Raw genomic sequence first — 17,451 nt, 5'->3', positions numbered from 1 at the left:
CGCCGACCGCGTAAATCCGGTTTGAAGTTGCCGGGCGATAACGCATGGAATCGTGGACTCAATCCACGAAACAGTCCCTCTCAGACTGGGCCACTCGCCTCTGTCACAAAGTGGCAGGCAAGAAACCGTCACGACCGATCCCTGATGAGATCGGCCATCATCGCTCGCTCCTCCTCCGTCAGATCGACAAGAGGCGAACGCACCGGGCCGGGCCGAAAGCCGCGTAACGCCACGCCCGCCTTGATCGCCGAGACGGCATAGCCGGCCTTGCGATCGCGGATCCTTGCGAAGGGATAGTAGAAGTCGCGCAGCATCGCCTCGCATTTTTCATCGTCATGAGCCTGAAATGCCTTGTGGAATTCCAACGCCGTTCGGGGAACGAAATTGAAGACAGCCGACGAATAGGTGTCGACCCCGGCTCCGTGGAAGGCCTGAGCGAAAAGCTCATGCGTCGGCATGCCGCCGATATAGGCCAGCCGGTCACCGTTCTCGATGGTGATGCGCCGCACTGCATCGATGTCGCCGGTACCGTCCTTAAACCCGATGAGGTTCCGGCAGCTTTCGGCCAACCGCGCCAGTGTCTCGGCCGACACACGGCTCTGGCCGCGGTTGTAGACGATGACGCCCATATTGGTAGACTGGCAGACGGCGCGGATATGCGCCTCGATCCCGTCCTGTGGCGCACTGATGAGGTAGTGCGGCAAAAGCAGTATACCGTCACCACCCGCTGCCTCGATGCCGCGTGCCATCTCGCACGCAAGCTTCGTGCCATAGCCACAGCCGGCAAGGATCGGCGCGTCGGGCTGCACCTGCTTGGCGGTCTTCACGATGTTCACGACCTCGGCAGGCGTCAGCGAGAAAAGCTCTCCCGTCCCACCTGCGACAATGAGCCCCGCGACCGGATAGGTCGAAAGCCATTCGAGATGTTCCGAGAATGCCTCTGGGTCGAATGTGTCGTTCTCGTCGAACGATGTCACTGGAAAAGACAGGAGGCCGGTACGGATGATGGAACGCAGTTCGTCTGGAGCAATCATGGAATCGTCTTCTTTTCAACGGTCAGGATCATCGAAGCGGCACCGCATCGTCACCCTTTCAAGTCCTCTGTCAGCAGTGCCATGGGGACGTCCTGAAATGACACGGGCCGCAGGAAACGACGGATGGATAGCGTTCCGACGGAGGTGTGCCCGAAGTTTGTCGAGGCTGGATAAGGACCTCCGTGAACCATCGCATTGCAGACCTCGACGCCAGTCGGAAAGCCATTGGCGAGTACCCGGCCGGCTTTCCGCTCGAGAATGGGCATCAGGCGCTGGCCGAGACCGGTGTCGGACTCGTCAAGATGCAGCGTACAGGTCAGCTGTCCTTCAAGACTGCGGGCGACTTCCTCCATCTCGTTTGCATCCTTCACCCTCACGATCAGGCCGAGGGGGCCGAAGACCTCCTCCCCAAGCGCGTGGTTGGCAAGCCAGTTTGCCCCGGTCGTGGCAAAAAGATAGGGCGTGGCTGTTCTAAGATCGCATGTCGAGGTCAGCACCGCCTGTACGCCGCTGGTTCCGGCAATGCGGTCACGCCCCTGCCGGTAGGCAGACGCGATGCCGTCAGTCAGCATGGTCTGGCCAGACGTGGGATCCAGCGCCTCTGTCGCAGCCTTGGTGAAGGCTGTCGCGTCAGGCCCCTCTATGACCACGACAATACCGGGATTTGTGCAGAACTGGCCCGCACCCATCGTGAGGCTTCCAGCCCAGCCTCTGGCGATCTCCGCCCCCCGCGCAGCTAGTGCGCCCGGCAGCAGGAACATCGGATTGACGCTCCCCAATTCCCCGAAGAACGGAATGGGATCCGGGCGGCCCGCACATAGATCGAAAAGCGCGCGCCCTCCAGCAAGCGAGCCCGTGAAACCCACGGCCCGTATCAAGCGATGAGTGACGAGGGCAGTGCCCACGTCACGCCGCCCCCCTTGAATGAGGGAGAAGGTCCCGGGATGAATACCGCAGGACTTGATCGCGGCATGCACAGCCTCCGCCATGACCTCGCTCGTGCCAGGATGGGCGGAATGCCCCTTCACCACGACCGGGCAGCCAGCGGCAAGCGCTGCCGCCGTGTCACCTCCGGCGGTCGAGAAGGCGAGCGGGAAGTTCGAGGCTCCGAAGACAGCCACCGGACCGATGGGGCGCTCGACGAGCTTGATATCCGGTCGCGGTAGCGGCTGACGGTCGGGCAACGCCGGGTCGTGGCGGCGGTCGAGATAGTCGCCCTTGAGAATATAATCGGCAAAGAGCCGGAGCTGACCGGTCGTGCGGGCCCTCTCGCCCTGCAGCCGGGCTTCCGGCAAGCCAGTCTCCGAACTGCCGATCGCGGTGATCTGGTCACCCCGTGCCTCGATCTCGTCGGCAATGATGTTCAGGAAGGCCGCACGATCCTCGCGCGATGAATAGCCATATGACCAGAATGCCTCTTCCGCGCCTTGAACCGCACGATCCACCAGATCCACCGTACCAACGGAGAAGTCATGTGCGTCCCCGTGCGCCGGCTCCGAGGAAAACGTCGCCCCACCACCGACCCATTCGCCCGAAACCAGATGACGTCCATGAGGTGTGAAAACCTTGTCAAGCATGTCCTCGATCCTTCCTTCAATCATCGCCTGGCAGAGTGGGCCCATTCCGTTCCGGCAGTTCAGGTGGCGCCATGTGATAGCCACGCCCTTCGTAATCGAAACCGTGCAGCCTGTTTTCGGCCATGGTCCTGTCCACCGGGCTGGCGTAATAGGCGCGAATTTCGCGTATCCTTGTGATGTCCTCGTTGAAGGCGTACCACTCATCGCCGCGCAGTACTTCGCCGATGGCCGTCTTCCAGTGTGTCCACTCGATCACCGCTTCACGTCCGTCGGCCGCACAGAGCACCTTTTCGATGGTCCATTTCGAGCCAAGTGCCTCGACGCATCGCACCCATCCATCAGCGACCGCCCCGGCTCCCCGCCAAGGCGCACCCGGCAAACCAGGCGGGAAATAGTGCGTCCCGTCGGGTGTAAAACAGTCGATCAGACCCTGCCGGTCGCCGGCATTGCACATATCGAAATAGTGCCGGATCAGTGCCTCGGCTTTTGCAGCGGGAGTCATAGCCTGTTGCCCGCCTTCTTCCATGCCTCGAATTCGGCCAGAGTCGCCTCGTTTGCAGGGTAATTGCCCCATAGCGGCTCGCCCGCATCAATCTTCGTGAAAAGGAATGCCTCGCGCAGTTCCTGCTCGCACCCCTCCTCGGCCACCTCGGCAGCGATCGCCCGGGGAATCACCGTCACACCATCGGCATCACCAACGACGATGTCACCCGGATAGACGGCCACCCCGGCGCAACCGATCGGTTCATTGATCCCGACCGCACGATGGAACGCGGGCCGTGTCGAGGCGGTATTGGCCCGGGCGTAGGCGGGGAAAGGCATCTGCGCGATCTCCGCCCCGTCGCGGAAGGCGCCGTCGGTGACCGCGGCCGCGACTCCCTTGCGCATCATCCGGGTCATCAGCATGTTGCCGGCCGATGCCGCGCGCGGATCGTTGCGGCTATCAATCGTCAGGACCTGCCCCGCTTCGATGGCTTCTATGGCCTCCCATTGCAGATTGTCCTCACCGCGCTTCCTCAAATCACCAAGATCCCAGTCCTTGTCCTCGCGCGAAGGGATGAAGCGAAGCGTGAAGGCTTCCCCCGCGAAGCGGCCCGCATTCCTGTTCATAGGCGTGATGCCCACGAGAAACTGCTGACGGTAACCGCGCCGGAAGAGTTGCGTCGTCAAAGTGCCCTGACTGCATTTTCTCAGTTTGTCGAAAATGTCGGACTTGATATCAATCATCGTCATACTGCCTGCAATGGACTCGTCGGATAGCTAGAGCGAATGTTGCAAGATGTTCATCCTTCGTGCATGGCATGGGAAGAGACCGATAACTGTCTCACCGACTTGACCTGCCCGGCAGCAAAATTCTCACAGACGGTCATCTTGCATGCTTCCTCGGCAATCTCGTCGACGATATCATCGAGGAAGCCCCCGACATTGCCGCGACCGGTCATGAGCTCTTTCTGTTATCCTGTTCCATATGTCGCCCTTCATTCCTTGACAACCTTGCCCGTCGACCATGTACCCTGCGTCCAATCGCGCGCCTGCCCGCTGAATGTCAGGCCAAGCCCCGGACCTGCAGGCACGGCGACACGCCCGTCCCCGATCTTCAGCCGCTCCTCGAAAAGCGGTTCGAGCCATTGGAAATGCTCGATCCATGGTTCCTCGGGAAAGGCTGCGGCAAGATGGACATGCAGTTCCATTACCCAGTGCGGCGCAATCTGTACACGACAGGCTTCGGCCATGGACATGGCCTTGAGAAACGGCGTCACGCCACCGATGCGCAGCGCATCGACCTGGCTGATGTCGCAGCCGCCAGCCTGTACCAGCTGGTTCGCCTCCGCCAGCGAGGTCAACATCTCGCCGGTAGCGATGGGCGTAGCCAGGGAATCGGCCAGCATCCGGTGCCCCTCATAGTCGAGTGCGTCGAGCGGCTCCTCAATGAAACCCAGCCCCAGGTCGTCCACAACCTTGCCAAACTGTAGCGCGTAACTGCGGTCCCATTGTTGATTGGCGTCGATCATCAGCGGAATTTCGTCGGGAAGGTGATTGCGCAGCATGACGATCCGCTTGAGATCTTCCTGCCCGTCCGGCTGGCCGACCTTCATCTTGATCCCGCCGATGCCCATCCCGATCGAACGGTCGGCGGCGGACTTGATTTCGGCAACGCTGGCCTGCAGATACTGACCTTCGGAGTTGTAGATGCGCAGGCTGTCGCGATGCGCACCCAGCAGTTTGGCCAGAGGCAGGTCCGCTCGTTTCGCCTTCATGTCCCAGAGCGCGGTGTCGAAAGCCCCGATCGCCTGGTAGGACATGCCCCCGCGCCCGAGGCTGTTGGTCTGCCAGCGGAGAAGCTCCCACAGCCGATCTATGTCATTCGGATCATGCCCCATGATCCGTGGCGCGATCTCGCAGGCCAACGCGAACATTCCCGCTCCGCCAGCGCGCAATGTGTAGGAAAAGCCGATACCCTGATGCCCCGTCTCGCTGACCGCCTCGACCGCGAGAATATCCACTGCCGACAGCGGCGACTGGCGTCCCGTCAGTACCTTGGCATCGGACAGCGCAAATTTCAGCGGAATCACAATATGGCTGACCTTCAACCCGGCAAGCGCGTCCTGGCTGGCAGGGCCACGTATATTGCTTCCAAAGGGTTGGCGGGCGGGTATACGTCGCCTGGAAAGATCGAGTGCCATCAGTTGATCGCCGATTCTGGAATGGAATCACAGGATTTGGAACGAGGAATGGGCTCACTGAACTCCTGCCCGGAATCCTCTTGGATCATGTGGGAACAGTGACTGAACGATCCGAGATCGTCGCGTGCCATCCGACGGGCCGATCCCCGTTTCTCGTCGTTCTTCCTCACCGTCAGGCGCTCCCGATGCTCTTCGCCAACCCGAACATGATGAAGCATATTGCCCCGGCGACCACGAACCCCATCACATAGGGCCAAACCCCATAGCAGTTCATATCGTCCTTGCTGTCGCGTCCGATCATCTCAACACCTCACTTCGCAAGTACTTCAGGTAGCCAAAGAGCGATCTGGGGGAACATCATCACCAGCACCAGACCAAAGATCTGCAGGGCGATGAAGGGCAGGACCGAAATGAATATCTCCTGCAGGGTCACGTCCTTGGGAGCCACCGACTTCAGCCAGAAACAGGCCGGGCCGAAAGGTGGCGAAAGGAAATAGATCTGGATGTTCATCACGAAGAGTATGCCGAACCAGACCTTCGCCTGATCCGCAGTCAACCCAAGTTCCGGGGCAAGCGACATGACCACCGGCGCGAAAACGGGTACGGTGATGAAGACGATCGCAATCCATTCCATGAACGTGCCGAGAACGACGAGAACGGCCATCATCACGATGATCGTACCCATCGCCGGAAGACCAAGACCGAGGAAGATATCGCGCATGTACTGGCCGCCACCGACGAGGTTGAAGATGCCGACGAAGCTGACCGCCCCGAGCACCAGCCAGACGATCGTTCCCACCGTGGCCATCGACCCGACGAAGGCCGGTTGCAGTATTTCCCAACGGAACTGATTGCGAACGGCAGCCACGAACATCGCGCCAATGACGCCGAGTGCGGCGGACTCCGTGACCGAGGCAATGCCGGCGTAGATCGAACCCATTACGCTCGCTATCAGGATGATGCAGAGGATCACCGCCGTCATCCGCTCTTTCGACAGCCTGTTCTCCTTGCCGGTCATCTTCGCAACCTCGGCGGCGGTAGGAGCGAGCGAATGGTTGAGATTCACGCGGACGAGGACGTATCCGGCATAGAGAGCGGCAAGCATCATGCCCGGCACGGCTCCGGCCATGAACAGATCACCGATGCCGACCTCGGCCGAGAGGCCATAGACGATCATGATGATGGAAGGCGGGATGAGCGTGGCGAGCGCACCGGACGCACAGATCAGGCCGATGGTCAGCCGCCTGTTGTAGCCGAGCCGAAACATCTGAGGCAGGGCGACAAGCCCCAGCATCACGATCTCGCCGCCCATGACACCGGACATCGCGGCGAGGATCACCGCGACGACGACTGTCTGCACCGCCACCCCACCGCGCAGGTTGCCCGCAAAGATCGACATCGCATCGAACAGATCCTCGGCGATGCCCGCACGTTCAAGGATCGCCGACATCAGGACGAAGAACGGAATTGCGACGAGCGAATAGTGTTCGAGAAGCCCCGCAGCATTGGTTGCGACAAGGTAGAGGCCGCGTGGGCCAAAAAATGCGATGGCCATCAGGACCGACACGATGAGCGTGACGATACCAAGCGGCATCCCCGTCATCATCAGCGCAACGAGAATCGCGACCATGACAAGCGAGATGAAGCCGAGAGAATGACTGCGCATGTCAAGTGCGGCAGAAGGATCCATCGCCGTCGATATGGCGGTGAACCAGTGCGTGACCATCCCTGCCACGCCGCCATCGCCACCCAGGAAGGCGACGATATGGGCGATGAAGTAGATGAGCATGACCGCAGCGACAATCTTTACCACAAGCCGCCACTTACCGGTGACATGGCGGTGCAGGTTCGCGGTGAGCTGGGCGAGGTAGAGGAAGCCGCCGACCATGAGGAGTGACTTCAGCATCATCGGCATGGGCGAATTGAAGGCAGAGCCCGTACGCTCAACTTGTGCAATGGAGGAATAGGCGCGGATGCTCGCGTCGCTAAGGAGCAGGAACAGCGCGATGATCCCGACGATCATCGCAAAGAGATCAAGCCACCAGCGCCCGAGATCACCCGCAAGCTGATGGAACACAGTGATACCGATATGACGTTGCTTGAGCGTGATATAGCCTGCCGACCCCATCCATGCGGCAGCACAGAGAACCATGACGACTTCGAACGCCCAGAACGTAGGCGCATGCAGGACGTAGCGGGAGAAGACCTCCCACAAGGTGGCACCCGCGGCAACGACATAGACCATGCTGATGCCAAGGCCGGAAAAGTGACTGATATGATCGACGATGCCGTAATCACGACGGTCGAGCACCACCTCGTCATGCAACGGATCGTCGGCTGCGATCTCGACCTCCGTATCTTCGATATCGACGGCTTTCGAACTCATGGCACTCCCCTGCCTGCCCGGCCCCGTTCCCCGAAGCTGACGATGAGGGCGGCAGAACCGCCCGGATGCCGCGTCCGGCCGAGACCGGCCGAACACGGTGGTCGCAAGCTTATTCCTTCAAAAGCCCGGCACTCTTCATGTAGTCGACCTCGGAGTCGTAGGTTTCCTTGGCGAGCTCCGACGATGCCGCGAAGTCGGCCCAGGCGCCCTGGGCGATTGCACGAAACTTGTCACGTTCCTCCTGCGGCCAGTCGATGATCGTGAGATCGCCGGCGGCCTTGTCACGCGCGACAAGCCGACGATCCTCCAGATCGACCGCACGGCGCAGATCGTTGTAGGCGGACTCATACCAGACCGTCAGGCAGGTCTGCTCTGCGGGGCTCATGGCATCCCAGGCTGTCTGGCTGACGGTGAACTGCAGCACCGGCGTGGAATGAATGCCGGGGAAGATCGGAAATTTTGCGACCTTGTGCAGACCATTGGCATCGTTGTTGGCGTAGGCGGAGTTGTCGGCAGCGTCGATCACGCCTTTCTCGAGTGCCGTGTAGACCTCCGAACCAGGCAGGGACACCGGCGCGGCCCCCGCACGCTGGAACACGTCCGCAGCGAGTCCTTCCGGCGAACGCACCTTCACGCCCTTGAAATCGGCCACACTCTCGATCGGCACCTTGGAGACGAACGCCTCCTTGGCATAGGCACCGCAGCCGACGACATGAACACCCGGAACGTATTTGTCGTAAAGCTTCTGCAGCATCTCCTTGCCGCCGCCATTGGCACAGTAGTTCTGGATCTGATCGGCCGAGTCCCAGGCCGCGATCAGATCACCCATCAGCGCGAAGGCCGGATCCTTGCCGGCGAAATAGTTGATGGAGGTAAGGTCGCCGTCGAGAATCCCCATCGACACCGCTTCGGGCGTTTCGCGGTGCGGTACCACGGATTCGATCGGCAACAGTTCGATCTCGAGCGATCCGCCCGTCATCTCCTTCAGTTTCGGCACCCAATGCTCATTCAGGTAGGCGAGCGAGAAGTGACTGGCGGTCGCCGAGGTCTGAACCTTCAACGATTTCGCATCCGCCGCCGACATTGCCGCGACGAAGACGGCGAGCGTCGCGATTCCAGTCGTCAGGCTGCCCCTGAGCGCCTTGGCTTTCATATTTTCCTCCCTCCAGGTCTTGCGTCCAGCGGAGCTGGCCCGCGGGTAGCATGCTGATATATTAGTATCTCAGTTGAATCAATCGGCTTTCGCTCATAATCTCGGTAGCAATATCAACCACCCGCACTTGTTTTCAGCGAAGCGGAGACATGCAGCCGGAAGTCGGAATGAACCGGATCGACACCGATATCGCGGAAGCCCTTGCACACACCACCTCACCGGGGATCTCTGGTACTCTACACGGCTCAAGAGCTTCTCCAGCAGTCCAGCGGGTCTATGGAAGACTGCGTGAACGGATCATCAGTCTTGATCTGCCACCAAATACTGTCCTGTCGCGTGCCAGTCTTGCCCGTGAATACGAGGTCAGCCAGACACCGTTACGCGAAGCCCTGCAGAAGCTGGAAGCCGAAGGTCTCGTCCACATCTACCCACAATCGCGCACCATGGTATCGAGACTGGTCACATCGGAGATTCACGAGGCGCATTTCCTCAGGGTCGCAGTCGAAACCGAGGTAATGCGGCGGCTCTGCATTTCATGCGATCCGGCGGTCATCAAGCGCCTGCAGACGATCGTGACCATGCAGGAAACGCTGGCCCGAGATCCCGAAGAACTGCAATCGTTCCAGAAGCTGGACGACATCTTTCACCAGACCCTGTTCGCCGCTGTCGGCCAACCCGGGCTGCATGGCCTCTTGCAATCCCGGTCCGGTCACCTCAATCGTCTGCGTCGCCTCGACCTGCCGGGGTCGGGGAAAATCGCGCACGTTCTCCAGGACCATCGTACCATCATCGGCGCGCTTGAAGCCGCCGATCCGGAAGCGGCTCAGGACGCAATACGTGAACATCTGAGCCAGACGGTGAAGCGGGTCGAAGTCCTGCGTGCCGAAAAACCCGAGTATTTCGCCTGATCTCGCGTTTGCGGGGTAGCGCGTGGACTGCACGCCGCCCTTGCCATGAAACCAAACGACATTGATCGTCGCGAGTTGGCAGGTTTCAATTGAGGCCATATCGTCAACACTATGGGAATTTCTACATGTAGATCTGTTCAGGCCGTCAACATATCCATCCCTTGCCAACCATCGACATTTCCTCCGAGGCAAGAGGTGACACATGCAGATCGGCAACAGCAGTACAGGTTACGGCATTGTGCACATTCTGCTTCACTGGAGCATCGCCGCACTGGTCCTGTTGACGGCATTGGTCGGCTTCAGGATGGGCAATCTGCCACGCATGGATCCGTCCACCTTCGAGACCTACAATTTCCACAAGAGCCTCGGCATCACCGTGCTGGGGCTCGTCATCGCACGATTGTTGTGGCGATTCGTCCACGGGACACCCGGACTTCCAGCTGCGATGAGCCCTTACGAACGTTGGGCGGCCGCAATCGTCCACCGGGCGCTCTACGCACTGATACTGCTCGTACCCCTGCTGGGCTGGTTCGACACTTCTGCGGCGGCCATTCCGGTCAACTGGTTCCGGCTTGTCACCCTTCCGCAGCCGATACCTGCCGACAGCCGACTTCAGGAACTCCTGGGCACCCTTCACGGCCTTGCAGCCTGGACCTTGCTGTCACTTATCCTCCTGCATGCCCTTGCCGCGCTCAAGCATCAATTTATCGACAAGGACAATGTCCTGCGGCGAATGATTGTGCCAGAACGATCAAACAGGTGAGGAGAGCCTGCCCACCCGCCCATGCCTGGCCCCGGCTTTCGCCGTCAGCAACCCGGAGATCCGTCTTGCTCAAAGCCCTGCTCGCCACCATGACACTGCTGCCGATCACAGCCGCAGCGCAAAACTGGATCGTCGATGAAGCCGCCAGCCGCATCGGCTTCCGTTTCACCCAGATGGGATCCCCGGTCGAAGGGCAGTTCGACCATTTCGGGAGCGACATCCGGTTCGACCCGCAGGCTCTTGATGACGCCCGGGTCCGCACGGAAATCGAGGTCGATAGCGTGAATACCGGTAATGAAGAGCGCGATTCCGGCATCCGCAGTCAGGCCTGGTTCGATGCATCGAACAATCCGCAAGGATTGTTCGAAAGCATACGCTTCGAGGACAAAGGCGATGATCGCTACGACGTGCGTGGCAGGCTCACGCTGCGCGGGACGACTCGCGAGATCATCCTTCCCATGACCATCCGCATTGACGGCAGGACCGCGAGGGCGGAAGGTTCAGTGACGCTCGACCGGCAGGACTTCGGCATCGGTCAGGGAGACTGGGCGAGCGACAAGGTGGTGGGTTATGAGGTTCCTGTCGACATCGTGATCGTCGCCCACCGGCCTTGATCACCACTGGCGGTCATTGGATGAAAAGATACCGGGGTCGAGAATGAAGCTGACGCAAGGCACCATCGAGCAGGCCCGCAAGGTCGTCTATGCCTCCATGCGGCCCACACCGCAGATTGCCTGGCCCCTGCTCGCCGAGCGGGCTGGCTGCGAGGTCTGGGTCAAGCATGAGAATCATACGCCGATCGGAGCGTTCAAGATCCGCGGCGGCCTCGTCTACATGGACTGGCTCAAGCGCAACCATCCGGAGGTCACGCGCGTCATCACCGCCACCCGTGGCAATCATGGCCAGAGCATAGCCCGCGCGGCGACAGCCCTGGGGCTGGCTTCGACAATCTATGTTCCTCGCGGTAATTCGGTCGAAAAGAATGCCGCCATGCGTGCCTTCGGCTGCGATCTGGTCGAATTCGGCAGCGATTTCGACGAAGCACGCGAGGAATCAGCGCGCAGGGGGGAGGAATTGGGGGCATGGCCCCTGCCCTCGTTCGACGAGCGACTGGTCGAAGGCGTTTCGACCTACGCTCTGGAACTGTTCGAAGCTGTCAGCGATCTGCATACGGTCTATGTCCCCATCGGCATGGGATCGGGCATGTCGGGACTGATCGCTGCGCGCGACTTTCTCGGCCTGTCGACCAGGATCGTTGGTGTCGTCATGGAACAACTGCCCGCCTATGCGCTGTCATTCGAGGCCGGCGAGGTCGTGACGACACCAGCGGCCTCGACCATTGCCGACGGGATGGCCACACGCGTGCCCCATCCCGACGCGCTGGCGATTATCCGTGCGGGCGGGGAACGTGTCGTCAAGGTGAGCGAGGAGCAGGTACGTACAGCCATGCGTCACTACCTCACGGATACCCACAATCTGGCAGAAGGCGCCGGAGCGGCTCCGCTGGCCGCCCTCCTCTGCGAGCGTGAGGCCATGCAGGGCAGGAAAGTCGGCGTGATCCTCTCCGGTGGCAATGTCGACATGGAGTGGCTCAGACCGGTCATCGCCGGGGAATGATCTCCGATCGGCCGCAATGGCAATCAGTCAACCGTTTACGATCTGAACGAACGAATGAGTGCCGCAGCTGCAACCAGCGACATTGCCGAGGCAAAGATCGCATTCCATACTGACAGGGAAAGTCCCGCGAAGGAGAAGGCCACCTGATCGCAGGTCGGCGGGGCCGATGCAAGCTGTGCGCGCAGTTCATCGACCGTCAATGCCGTCACCGAAGAACTACAGCCCTCAGGCAGGGCGAAGATACCGGCCTCTACCCCACCGTGGAACCAGGCAATGGAGGCATCCGTGATGAACAACATGAGTACCGCCACCAGGCCGAAGCGCCACCATCCTGCCATTGCGGCGATCAGTGCCACGGGGATGATGGCGAAATAGGGATAACGCTGCAGCCAGCACAGATGACAGGGTTCCAGCCCGAAACCATATTGCAGGACGTAGGCGGACAGGAGCGCGCCGGCTGCAGCCAGCGCCGAAAGGATGAGCGTTTTCCGTACCATGGTCAAAGCAGCTTCAACAATGCAAATCCCCCCACCAGAAGGACAAAGAAGACAACCGTGAGAAGTCCCAGATAGCGCTCGATGAACGACTGGATCTGCGGTCCCCAATACCAGATCAGTGCCGCAACGATGAAAAAACGCAGGCCGCGGGCAAGGATCGAGGCGATCAGGAAGACACCGATATCGAGCGCGCTGACACCACTGGCGATGGTGATCACCTTGTAGGGAAACGGCGTTATCCCGGCACCGAACACAATCCAGGCGCCGTACTCGTTATACATTCCCTGAAATTCGGCGAACTTGTCGAGATAGCCGTAGAACTGCAACAGTGGCTGACCGATCGTATCGAACAGCAACGCTCCGATGGCATAACCGGCAAGACCGCCAAGCACCGACGAGACCGTGCAGACCGTGGCGATCTTCCATGCCTTCTCGCGCTGGGCGATGATCATGGGAATGAGCAGGATGTCGGGCGGTATGGGAAATATCGAGCTCTCGATGAACGAAACGAGAGCAAGACTCCACATTGCATGCGGAGCAGACGCCTGCCGCATGGTCCAGTCATACAGGCCTCGTAGCAAGGCACCACCTCAACATCCATGACGATCCAGTCCCGCCCTTAGCCTTTCGTTCGCCCACAGGCAAGTGAATGACGCTGGGGTTGATGTCATTTGTTCTTATTTAACCATATGCATATAATCGAATAGGCATGGTGCATCAATTCGAGGCAATGACATGTTTGTAGCCGATATCCTGTCCGGTTCCGGCTTTGTCATGGTGATGGTCGCACTGGCCGTCATCATCGTCTTCATGGGCGTGAAACCCGTACCGCAAGGCGAAGAATGGACGGTCGAGCGCTTCGGCCGGTACACTCACACCCTTCGCCCGGGTCTCAACCTGATCGTGCCGCTGATCGACCGCATCGGCGACAAGCTCAACATGCGCGAACAGGTGCTCGATGTCCCCTCCCAGGAAGTCATCACGCGTGACAATGCCATGGTCACGGTCGATGGCGTGGTGTTCTTCCAGATTCTCGATGCCCCCAAGGCCGCCTACGAGGTGACATCGCTGGAACTTGCCATCCTCAACATCACCATGACCAATATCCGCACGGTGATGGGTTCGATGGATCTCGACGAACTGCTTTCCCGACGAGATGACATCAATGCCAAGCTGATGATCGTCGTCGACGAGGCAACCACTCCCTGGGGTGTGAAAGTCACCCGCATCGAGATCAAGGACATCACGCCGCCACAGGATCTCGTCGATTCGATGGCCCGGCAGATGAAGGCCGAGCGCGACAAGCGTGCGAACATCCTTGAGGCCGAGGGCTTCCGGCAGGCTGCAATCCTCAAAGCCGAAGGTGAAAAACAGTCCGCCATCCTCAATGCCGAGGGCGAGAAGCAGGCGGTCATCCTCAGCGCGGAAGGCGATAGGGAGGCTGCGTTCCGCGAGGCCGAGGCCCGCGAGCGGCTGGCCGAGGCCGAAGCCAAGGCCGCCGCCTACGTATCGGCTGCGATCAGCGAGGGCAATGTCCAGTCGATCAATTATTTCATAGCGCAGAAATACGTCGAAGCCCTCACCGCATTTGCCACAAGTCCCAATCAGAAGACGCTGATCCTGCCGATGGAGAGTACCGGTGTGATCGGGTCGATTGCCGGCATCGCCGAGATCGCCAAAGAGGCATTCGGCAAGGATGCCGTTCCGCCCATTCCCGGGAGCTCCGAACCGCGTGCGGCACGTCCACCGGCAACGCCACGTCCATGGGGCAGTGACACGCCATGAATTTCACACTCTGGCACTGGCTGTCACTAGGTGGCATTCTGGCCATCATCGAGATCTTCGCACCGGGATTTGTCTTCATCTGGTTGGCAATCGGCGCCTTCCTGACCGGTGCTGTTGTCTTTTTCGCTCCCGAGATCGACTGGCAAACCCAGGCGCTGATCTTCGCGGCTCTGGCGCTCGCCAGCATTCTTGTCTGGCTCGCCCTGCGCCGCCGTGTCGAAAGGAACAGCGACCAGCCCAATCTCAACAAGCGCGGCGACCGACTTGTCGGGCAGGTATTCGAACTGGTCGAGACCATCAGCGACGGTCGTGGCCGGATCCGCGTCGGCGACGGAACCTGGCTGGTCAGTGGCCAGGATCTGCCGGCGGGAACACGAGTACGGGTAATCTCCGTTCAGGGAGCCGTACTGGAGGTCGAGGCCGCCACCCCCGAGTGACCGGATGTCCGCTCCGTAACCCGTCACATCATTTCCTCGCCAAATGATCGATGACCATTGCAGGCGAATTTTGTTTGGTCTATGGTATACCACATACGGTAAGACCATGACCTCACGGAAAGGGGGTCAGGCTCGAAATCAGGGAACGGCAATGCCGACAAGGCTGGACATACAGCCCATTCAGGAAAGTTTCAGCCTCAAGGATCATATCTACGAGGTGCTGAAGAACGGCATTACCGGCATGGATATTTATGCCAGTGATGCGGATCTGCGCCTGGATGAGCGTCGCCTGGCCGAGCAGATGTGCATCTCGCGTACCCCGATCCGAGAGGCTCTTGCCCGCCTTGAGCAGGAAGGACTGGTCAACATCATCCCCCGCCGTGGCGTTTTCATTGCCCGCAAGTCGGTACATGAAATTCTGGAGATGATCACGGCGTGGGCTGCTCTTGAAAGCATGGCCGCCTCGCTGGCGACTCATCACGCGAGCAACGAGGAAATCGCCGGGCTGCGCGAGCTGACGGGCAATCCCAACGGTCGCATCGACGAGTACTCCCAGAAGAACATCGCCTTTCACCAGCGTATTCTCGCCTTGTCGAAATGTGGCCTGCTGTCGAGCATGGCGGCCGGTCTCTTCCTGCACATGCGGGCGATCCGCGCACGCACCATGCAGGAAGACGACCGTGTACGCCGTTCGGTGGTCGACCATATGCACATCATCGAGGCACTCGAGGCCCGCGACGGCGAACTCGCCTCGCGGCTGGTACGCGAGCACACCATGAACCTTCACGCCCATGTCGAACAGCACTGGGTTGAACCCGAGAGCACGCCATAACACTGCCGGGATCAAGACTTTCCCGACGGTTGAATTGAGAGGAATGATCATGTCGGATACAGCAAGCGATACACTGGCGAAGAAGACCACCGACGGAAGCGTCATCTCCGGAGGCCATCTTGTGGCGCGTGCTCTCAGGAACGAGGGCGTGGACACGATCTTCACCCTTTGCGGCGGTCACATCATCGACATCTATGATGGCTGCGTCGACGAGGGCATCAAGATCGTCGATGTCCGCCATGAGCAGGTAGCAGCCCATGCCGCTGACGGCTATGCCCGGCAGAGCGGCAAGCTCGGTTGCGTCGTGACGACGGCTGGCCCCGGCTGCACCAACGCCATGACCGGCATCGCCTGCGCCTTCCGTGCCGAGACGCCGATGCTGCATATCGGCGGCCAATCGTCGCTGACCCAGCACAAGATGGGTTCTCTGCAGGACCTTCCCCATGTCGACATGATGTCGCCGATCACGAAGATGGCGGCCGGTGTCTTTTCCACCGAGCGGATTGCCGACATGGTGTCGATGGCTGCCCGCGAGAGCTTCAACGGCGCCTATGGCCCGAGTTATCTTGAAATTCCGCGTGACATTCTCGACCGAGAGATTCCGCTGGATAAAGCGGTTATCCCCAAGCCGGGACATTATCGCTTCTCGACGAAGTCCATCGGCGATCCCGCCGATATCGAACGGCTGGCCGATATTCTCGTAAAGGCGGAAAGGCCGGCGATCCTGTTCGGTACCCAAGTGTGGAATTGTCGTGGTCACGAGCAGGCCGTGGCCCTTCTGCGCCAGCTCAACATTCCAGGCTATTTCAACGGATCGGCCCGTGGAATCCTCCCTCCCGGCGATCCGCACTACTTCAATCGCACCCGCAGTCTCGCCTTCAAGGAAGCCGACGTCATCGTCATCGTCGGTACGCCGTTCGACTTCCGCATGGGCTATGGCAAACGCATCCGCAACGAGGCGACGCTGGTCCAGATCGACCAGTCCTACGCGACGGTCGGCAAGAACCGTGACATCGATCTGGGTCTCGCCGGCGATCCGGGGGCGATTCTCGCTGCCGTCGCCGCTGCCGCCTCCGGTCGCGCGGACAACGGTGCCGCCCGCCGCCAGGGCTGGCTCGACCATCTTCGCGCTGCCGAGGAGAAGGCCACCGAAAAGCTGATGCCGCTTTTCCTGTCGGACAAGAGCCCCATCCATCCCTATCGGGTCGCATGGGAGATCAATGAGTTCCTCACCGATGACACCATCTATATCGGCGACGGCGGCGATGTGGTGACAATCTCGGCCCAGGCGGTTCAGCCCCGGGCTCCGGGACACTGGATGGATCCGGGTGCACTCGGTGCACTGGGCGTCGGTACCGGCTTCGCGATTGCCGCCGGCTGCGTCCATCCGCAAAAGGAGGTGCTCTGCTATTACGGTGACGGTTCGTTCGGCATGACAGCCTTCGACATGGAGACCGCGAACCGCTTCAACGTTCCCTACATCGCCGTCGTCGGCAACAATTCGGCCATGAATCAAATCCGCTTCGGCCAGATTACCAAATACGGCGAACAGCGCGGCAATGTGGGCAACAAGCTGGGCGACGTTCCCTTCTCGAAATTCGCCGAGATGCTCGGCGGCTATGGCGAGGAAGTGACCGAAGCCGATCAGATCGCCCCCGCCCTGCGTCGTGCGCGCGAGGAGGTGAAGAGCCGCGGCAAGTCGGCTGTCATCAATATCTGGGTCGATCCCAACGAATATGCACCGGGCACCAAAGCCCAGACCATGTACAAGTAATCGG

Annotated in this window: 18 protein-coding genes; 8 read left to right on the top strand and 10 right to left on the bottom strand. The window is 60.2% G+C overall.

From position 1 onward, the window contains the following. Positions 1 to 128: 128 nt before the first annotated feature. The 8 genes from H6851_13505 to H6851_13470 form a co-directional block, all read right to left on the bottom strand. The gene (locus H6851_13505; protein ID MCB9944619.1) at positions 129 to 1,034 is read right to left on the bottom strand and encodes a 5-dehydro-4-deoxyglucarate dehydratase; all 906 of its coding nucleotides are present in this window, start codon (positions 1,032 to 1,034) and stop codon (positions 129 to 131) included. 50 nt (positions 1,035 to 1,084) lie between these two features. Beyond that, positions 1,085 to 2,611 carry an aldehyde dehydrogenase (NADP(+)) gene (locus H6851_13500; GenBank protein MCB9944618.1) on the bottom strand — a complete coding sequence of 509 codons (1,527 nt, stop codon included), beginning with the start codon at positions 2,609 to 2,611 and terminating at the stop codon, positions 1,085 to 1,087. 16 nt (positions 2,612 to 2,627) lie between these two features. Continuing rightward, complete coding sequence (locus tag H6851_13495) at positions 2,628 to 3,113, bottom strand: nuclear transport factor 2 family protein (protein ID MCB9944617.1); 486 nt, start codon at positions 3,111 to 3,113, stop codon at positions 2,628 to 2,630. Beyond that, on the bottom strand, positions 3,110 to 3,838 hold the full coding sequence (locus H6851_13490) for a ribonuclease activity regulator RraA (GenBank protein ID MCB9944616.1): 729 nt from the start codon (positions 3,836 to 3,838) through the stop codon (positions 3,110 to 3,112). Before H6851_13490 ends, H6851_13495 begins: the two co-directional genes overlap by 4 nt. A gap of 56 nt (positions 3,839 to 3,894) precedes the next feature. Beyond that, positions 3,895 to 4,053 carry a hypothetical protein gene (locus H6851_13485; protein MCB9944615.1) on the bottom strand — a complete coding sequence of 53 codons (159 nt, stop codon included), beginning with the start codon at positions 4,051 to 4,053 and terminating at the stop codon, positions 3,895 to 3,897. A 36-nt stretch (positions 4,054 to 4,089) separates the two neighbouring features. Next, positions 4,090 to 5,295 (bottom strand): mandelate racemase/muconate lactonizing enzyme family protein, encoded by a 1,206-nt coding sequence (locus H6851_13480; GenBank protein MCB9944614.1) that lies wholly within the window; start codon positions 5,293 to 5,295, stop codon positions 4,090 to 4,092. Positions 5,296 to 5,605: 310 nt separating this feature from the next. Next, on the bottom strand, positions 5,606 to 7,681 hold the full coding sequence (locus H6851_13475) for a TRAP transporter large permease subunit (protein ID MCB9944613.1): 2,076 nt from the start codon (positions 7,679 to 7,681) through the stop codon (positions 5,606 to 5,608). A 109-nt stretch (positions 7,682 to 7,790) separates the two neighbouring features. Continuing rightward, positions 7,791 to 8,834, bottom strand: a complete 1,044-nt coding sequence (locus H6851_13470) for a TRAP transporter substrate-binding protein (GenBank protein MCB9944612.1) — start codon at positions 8,832 to 8,834, stop codon at positions 7,791 to 7,793. 167 nt (positions 8,835 to 9,001) lie between these two features. Between H6851_13470 and H6851_13465 the strand changes: the two genes are divergently transcribed. The 4 genes from H6851_13465 to H6851_13450 all read left to right on the top strand — a co-directional run bounded on the left by H6851_13465 (position 9,002) and on the right by H6851_13450 (position 12,122). Next, a complete protein-coding gene (locus H6851_13465) occupies positions 9,002 to 9,742 on the top strand; it encodes a GntR family transcriptional regulator (GenBank protein ID MCB9944611.1) in 741 nt (246 codons plus the stop codon). A 202-nt stretch (positions 9,743 to 9,944) separates the two neighbouring features. Continuing rightward, the gene (locus H6851_13460) at positions 9,945 to 10,505 is read left to right on the top strand and encodes a cytochrome b (GenBank protein ID MCB9944610.1); all 561 of its coding nucleotides are present in this window, start codon (positions 9,945 to 9,947) and stop codon (positions 10,503 to 10,505) included. Between the two features lie 65 nt (positions 10,506 to 10,570). Then, positions 10,571 to 11,119 carry a YceI family protein gene (locus tag H6851_13455; protein ID MCB9944609.1) on the top strand — a complete coding sequence of 183 codons (549 nt, stop codon included), beginning with the start codon at positions 10,571 to 10,573 and terminating at the stop codon, positions 11,117 to 11,119. 43 nt (positions 11,120 to 11,162) lie between these two features. Then, on the top strand, positions 11,163 to 12,122 hold the full coding sequence (locus H6851_13450; protein ID MCB9944608.1) for a threonine dehydratase: 960 nt from the start codon (positions 11,163 to 11,165) through the stop codon (positions 12,120 to 12,122). Between the two features lie 35 nt (positions 12,123 to 12,157). Here the strand turns inward: H6851_13450 and H6851_13445 are convergent, their stop codons facing one another. Then, a complete protein-coding gene (locus tag H6851_13445; GenBank protein ID MCB9944607.1) occupies positions 12,158 to 12,619 on the bottom strand; it encodes a disulfide bond formation protein B in 462 nt (153 codons plus the stop codon). Between the two features lie 2 nt (positions 12,620 to 12,621). Then, a complete protein-coding gene (locus tag H6851_13440) occupies positions 12,622 to 13,200 on the bottom strand; it encodes a DedA family protein (GenBank protein ID MCB9944606.1) in 579 nt (192 codons plus the stop codon). 154 nt (positions 13,201 to 13,354) lie between these two features. Between H6851_13440 and H6851_13435 the strand changes: the two genes are divergently transcribed. The 4 genes from H6851_13435 (at position 13,355) to H6851_13420 (ending at position 17,447) form a co-directional block, all read left to right on the top strand. Beyond that, on the top strand, positions 13,355 to 14,404 hold the full coding sequence (locus H6851_13435) for an SPFH/Band 7/PHB domain protein (GenBank protein MCB9944605.1): 1,050 nt from the start codon (positions 13,355 to 13,357) through the stop codon (positions 14,402 to 14,404). After that, entirely contained in the window at positions 14,401 to 14,841 is a 441-nt protein-coding gene (locus H6851_13430) for an NfeD family protein (protein ID MCB9944604.1), read from the top strand. The genes H6851_13435 and H6851_13430 overlap by 4 nt, the downstream gene beginning before the upstream one ends. Before the next feature lie 151 nt (positions 14,842 to 14,992). Then, positions 14,993 to 15,673 (top strand): GntR family transcriptional regulator, encoded by a 681-nt coding sequence (locus tag H6851_13425; protein ID MCB9944603.1) that lies wholly within the window; start codon positions 14,993 to 14,995, stop codon positions 15,671 to 15,673. Between the two features lie 43 nt (positions 15,674 to 15,716). Continuing rightward, on the top strand, positions 15,717 to 17,447 hold the full coding sequence (locus tag H6851_13420; protein MCB9944602.1) for a thiamine pyrophosphate-binding protein: 1,731 nt from the start codon (positions 15,717 to 15,719) through the stop codon (positions 17,445 to 17,447). Positions 17,448 to 17,451: the final 4 nt, after the last annotated feature.

Source organism: Geminicoccaceae bacterium, from assembly GCA_020638465.1.
In the GTDB taxonomy this organism is placed as follows: Bacteria; Pseudomonadota; Alphaproteobacteria; order Geminicoccales; family Geminicoccaceae; genus JAGREO01.
The sequence above is the reverse complement of the archived record's forward strand: the minus strand, read 5'-3'. Positions and strand labels throughout refer to the sequence as shown.

Bases quoted from the DNA above. Each gene is read 5' to 3' on its own strand.
- H6851_13430 (MCB9944604.1), top strand. From the start codon at position 14,401: ATGAATTTCACACTCTGGCACTGGCTGTCACTAGGTGGCATTCTGGCC.
- H6851_13460 (MCB9944610.1), top strand. From the start codon at position 9,945: ATGCAGATCGGCAACAGCAGTACAGGTTACGGCATTGTGCACATTCTG.
- H6851_13425 (MCB9944603.1), top strand. From the start codon at position 14,993: ATGCCGACAAGGCTGGACATACAGCCCATTCAGGAAAGTTTCAGCCTC.
- H6851_13500 (MCB9944618.1), bottom strand. From the start codon at position 2,611: ATGCTTGACAAGGTTTTCACACCTCATGGACGTCATCTGGTTTCGGGC.
- H6851_13490 (MCB9944616.1), bottom strand. From the start codon at position 3,838: ATGATTGATATCAAGTCCGACATTTTCGACAAACTGAGAAAATGCAGT.
- H6851_13470 (MCB9944612.1), bottom strand. From the start codon at position 8,834: ATGAAAGCCAAGGCGCTCAGGGGCAGCCTGACGACTGGAATCGCGACG.
- H6851_13435 (MCB9944605.1), top strand. From the start codon at position 13,355: ATGTTTGTAGCCGATATCCTGTCCGGTTCCGGCTTTGTCATGGTGATG.
- H6851_13495 (MCB9944617.1), bottom strand. From the start codon at position 3,113: ATGACTCCCGCTGCAAAAGCCGAGGCACTGATCCGGCACTATTTCGAT.
- H6851_13485 (MCB9944615.1), bottom strand. From the start codon at position 4,053: ATGACCGGTCGCGGCAATGTCGGGGGCTTCCTCGATGATATCGTCGAC.
- H6851_13450 (MCB9944608.1), top strand. From the start codon at position 11,163: ATGAAGCTGACGCAAGGCACCATCGAGCAGGCCCGCAAGGTCGTCTAT.
- H6851_13475 (MCB9944613.1), bottom strand. From the start codon at position 7,681: ATGAGTTCGAAAGCCGTCGATATCGAAGATACGGAGGTCGAGATCGCA.
- H6851_13420 (MCB9944602.1), top strand. From the start codon at position 15,717: ATGATCATGTCGGATACAGCAAGCGATACACTGGCGAAGAAGACCACC.
- H6851_13480 (MCB9944614.1), bottom strand. From the start codon at position 5,295: ATGGCACTCGATCTTTCCAGGCGACGTATACCCGCCCGCCAACCCTTT.
- H6851_13505 (MCB9944619.1), bottom strand. From the start codon at position 1,034: ATGATTGCTCCAGACGAACTGCGTTCCATCATCCGTACCGGCCTCCTG.
- H6851_13465 (MCB9944611.1), top strand. From the start codon at position 9,002: ATGAACCGGATCGACACCGATATCGCGGAAGCCCTTGCACACACCACC.
- H6851_13445 (MCB9944607.1), bottom strand. From the start codon at position 12,619: ATGGTACGGAAAACGCTCATCCTTTCGGCGCTGGCTGCAGCCGGCGCG.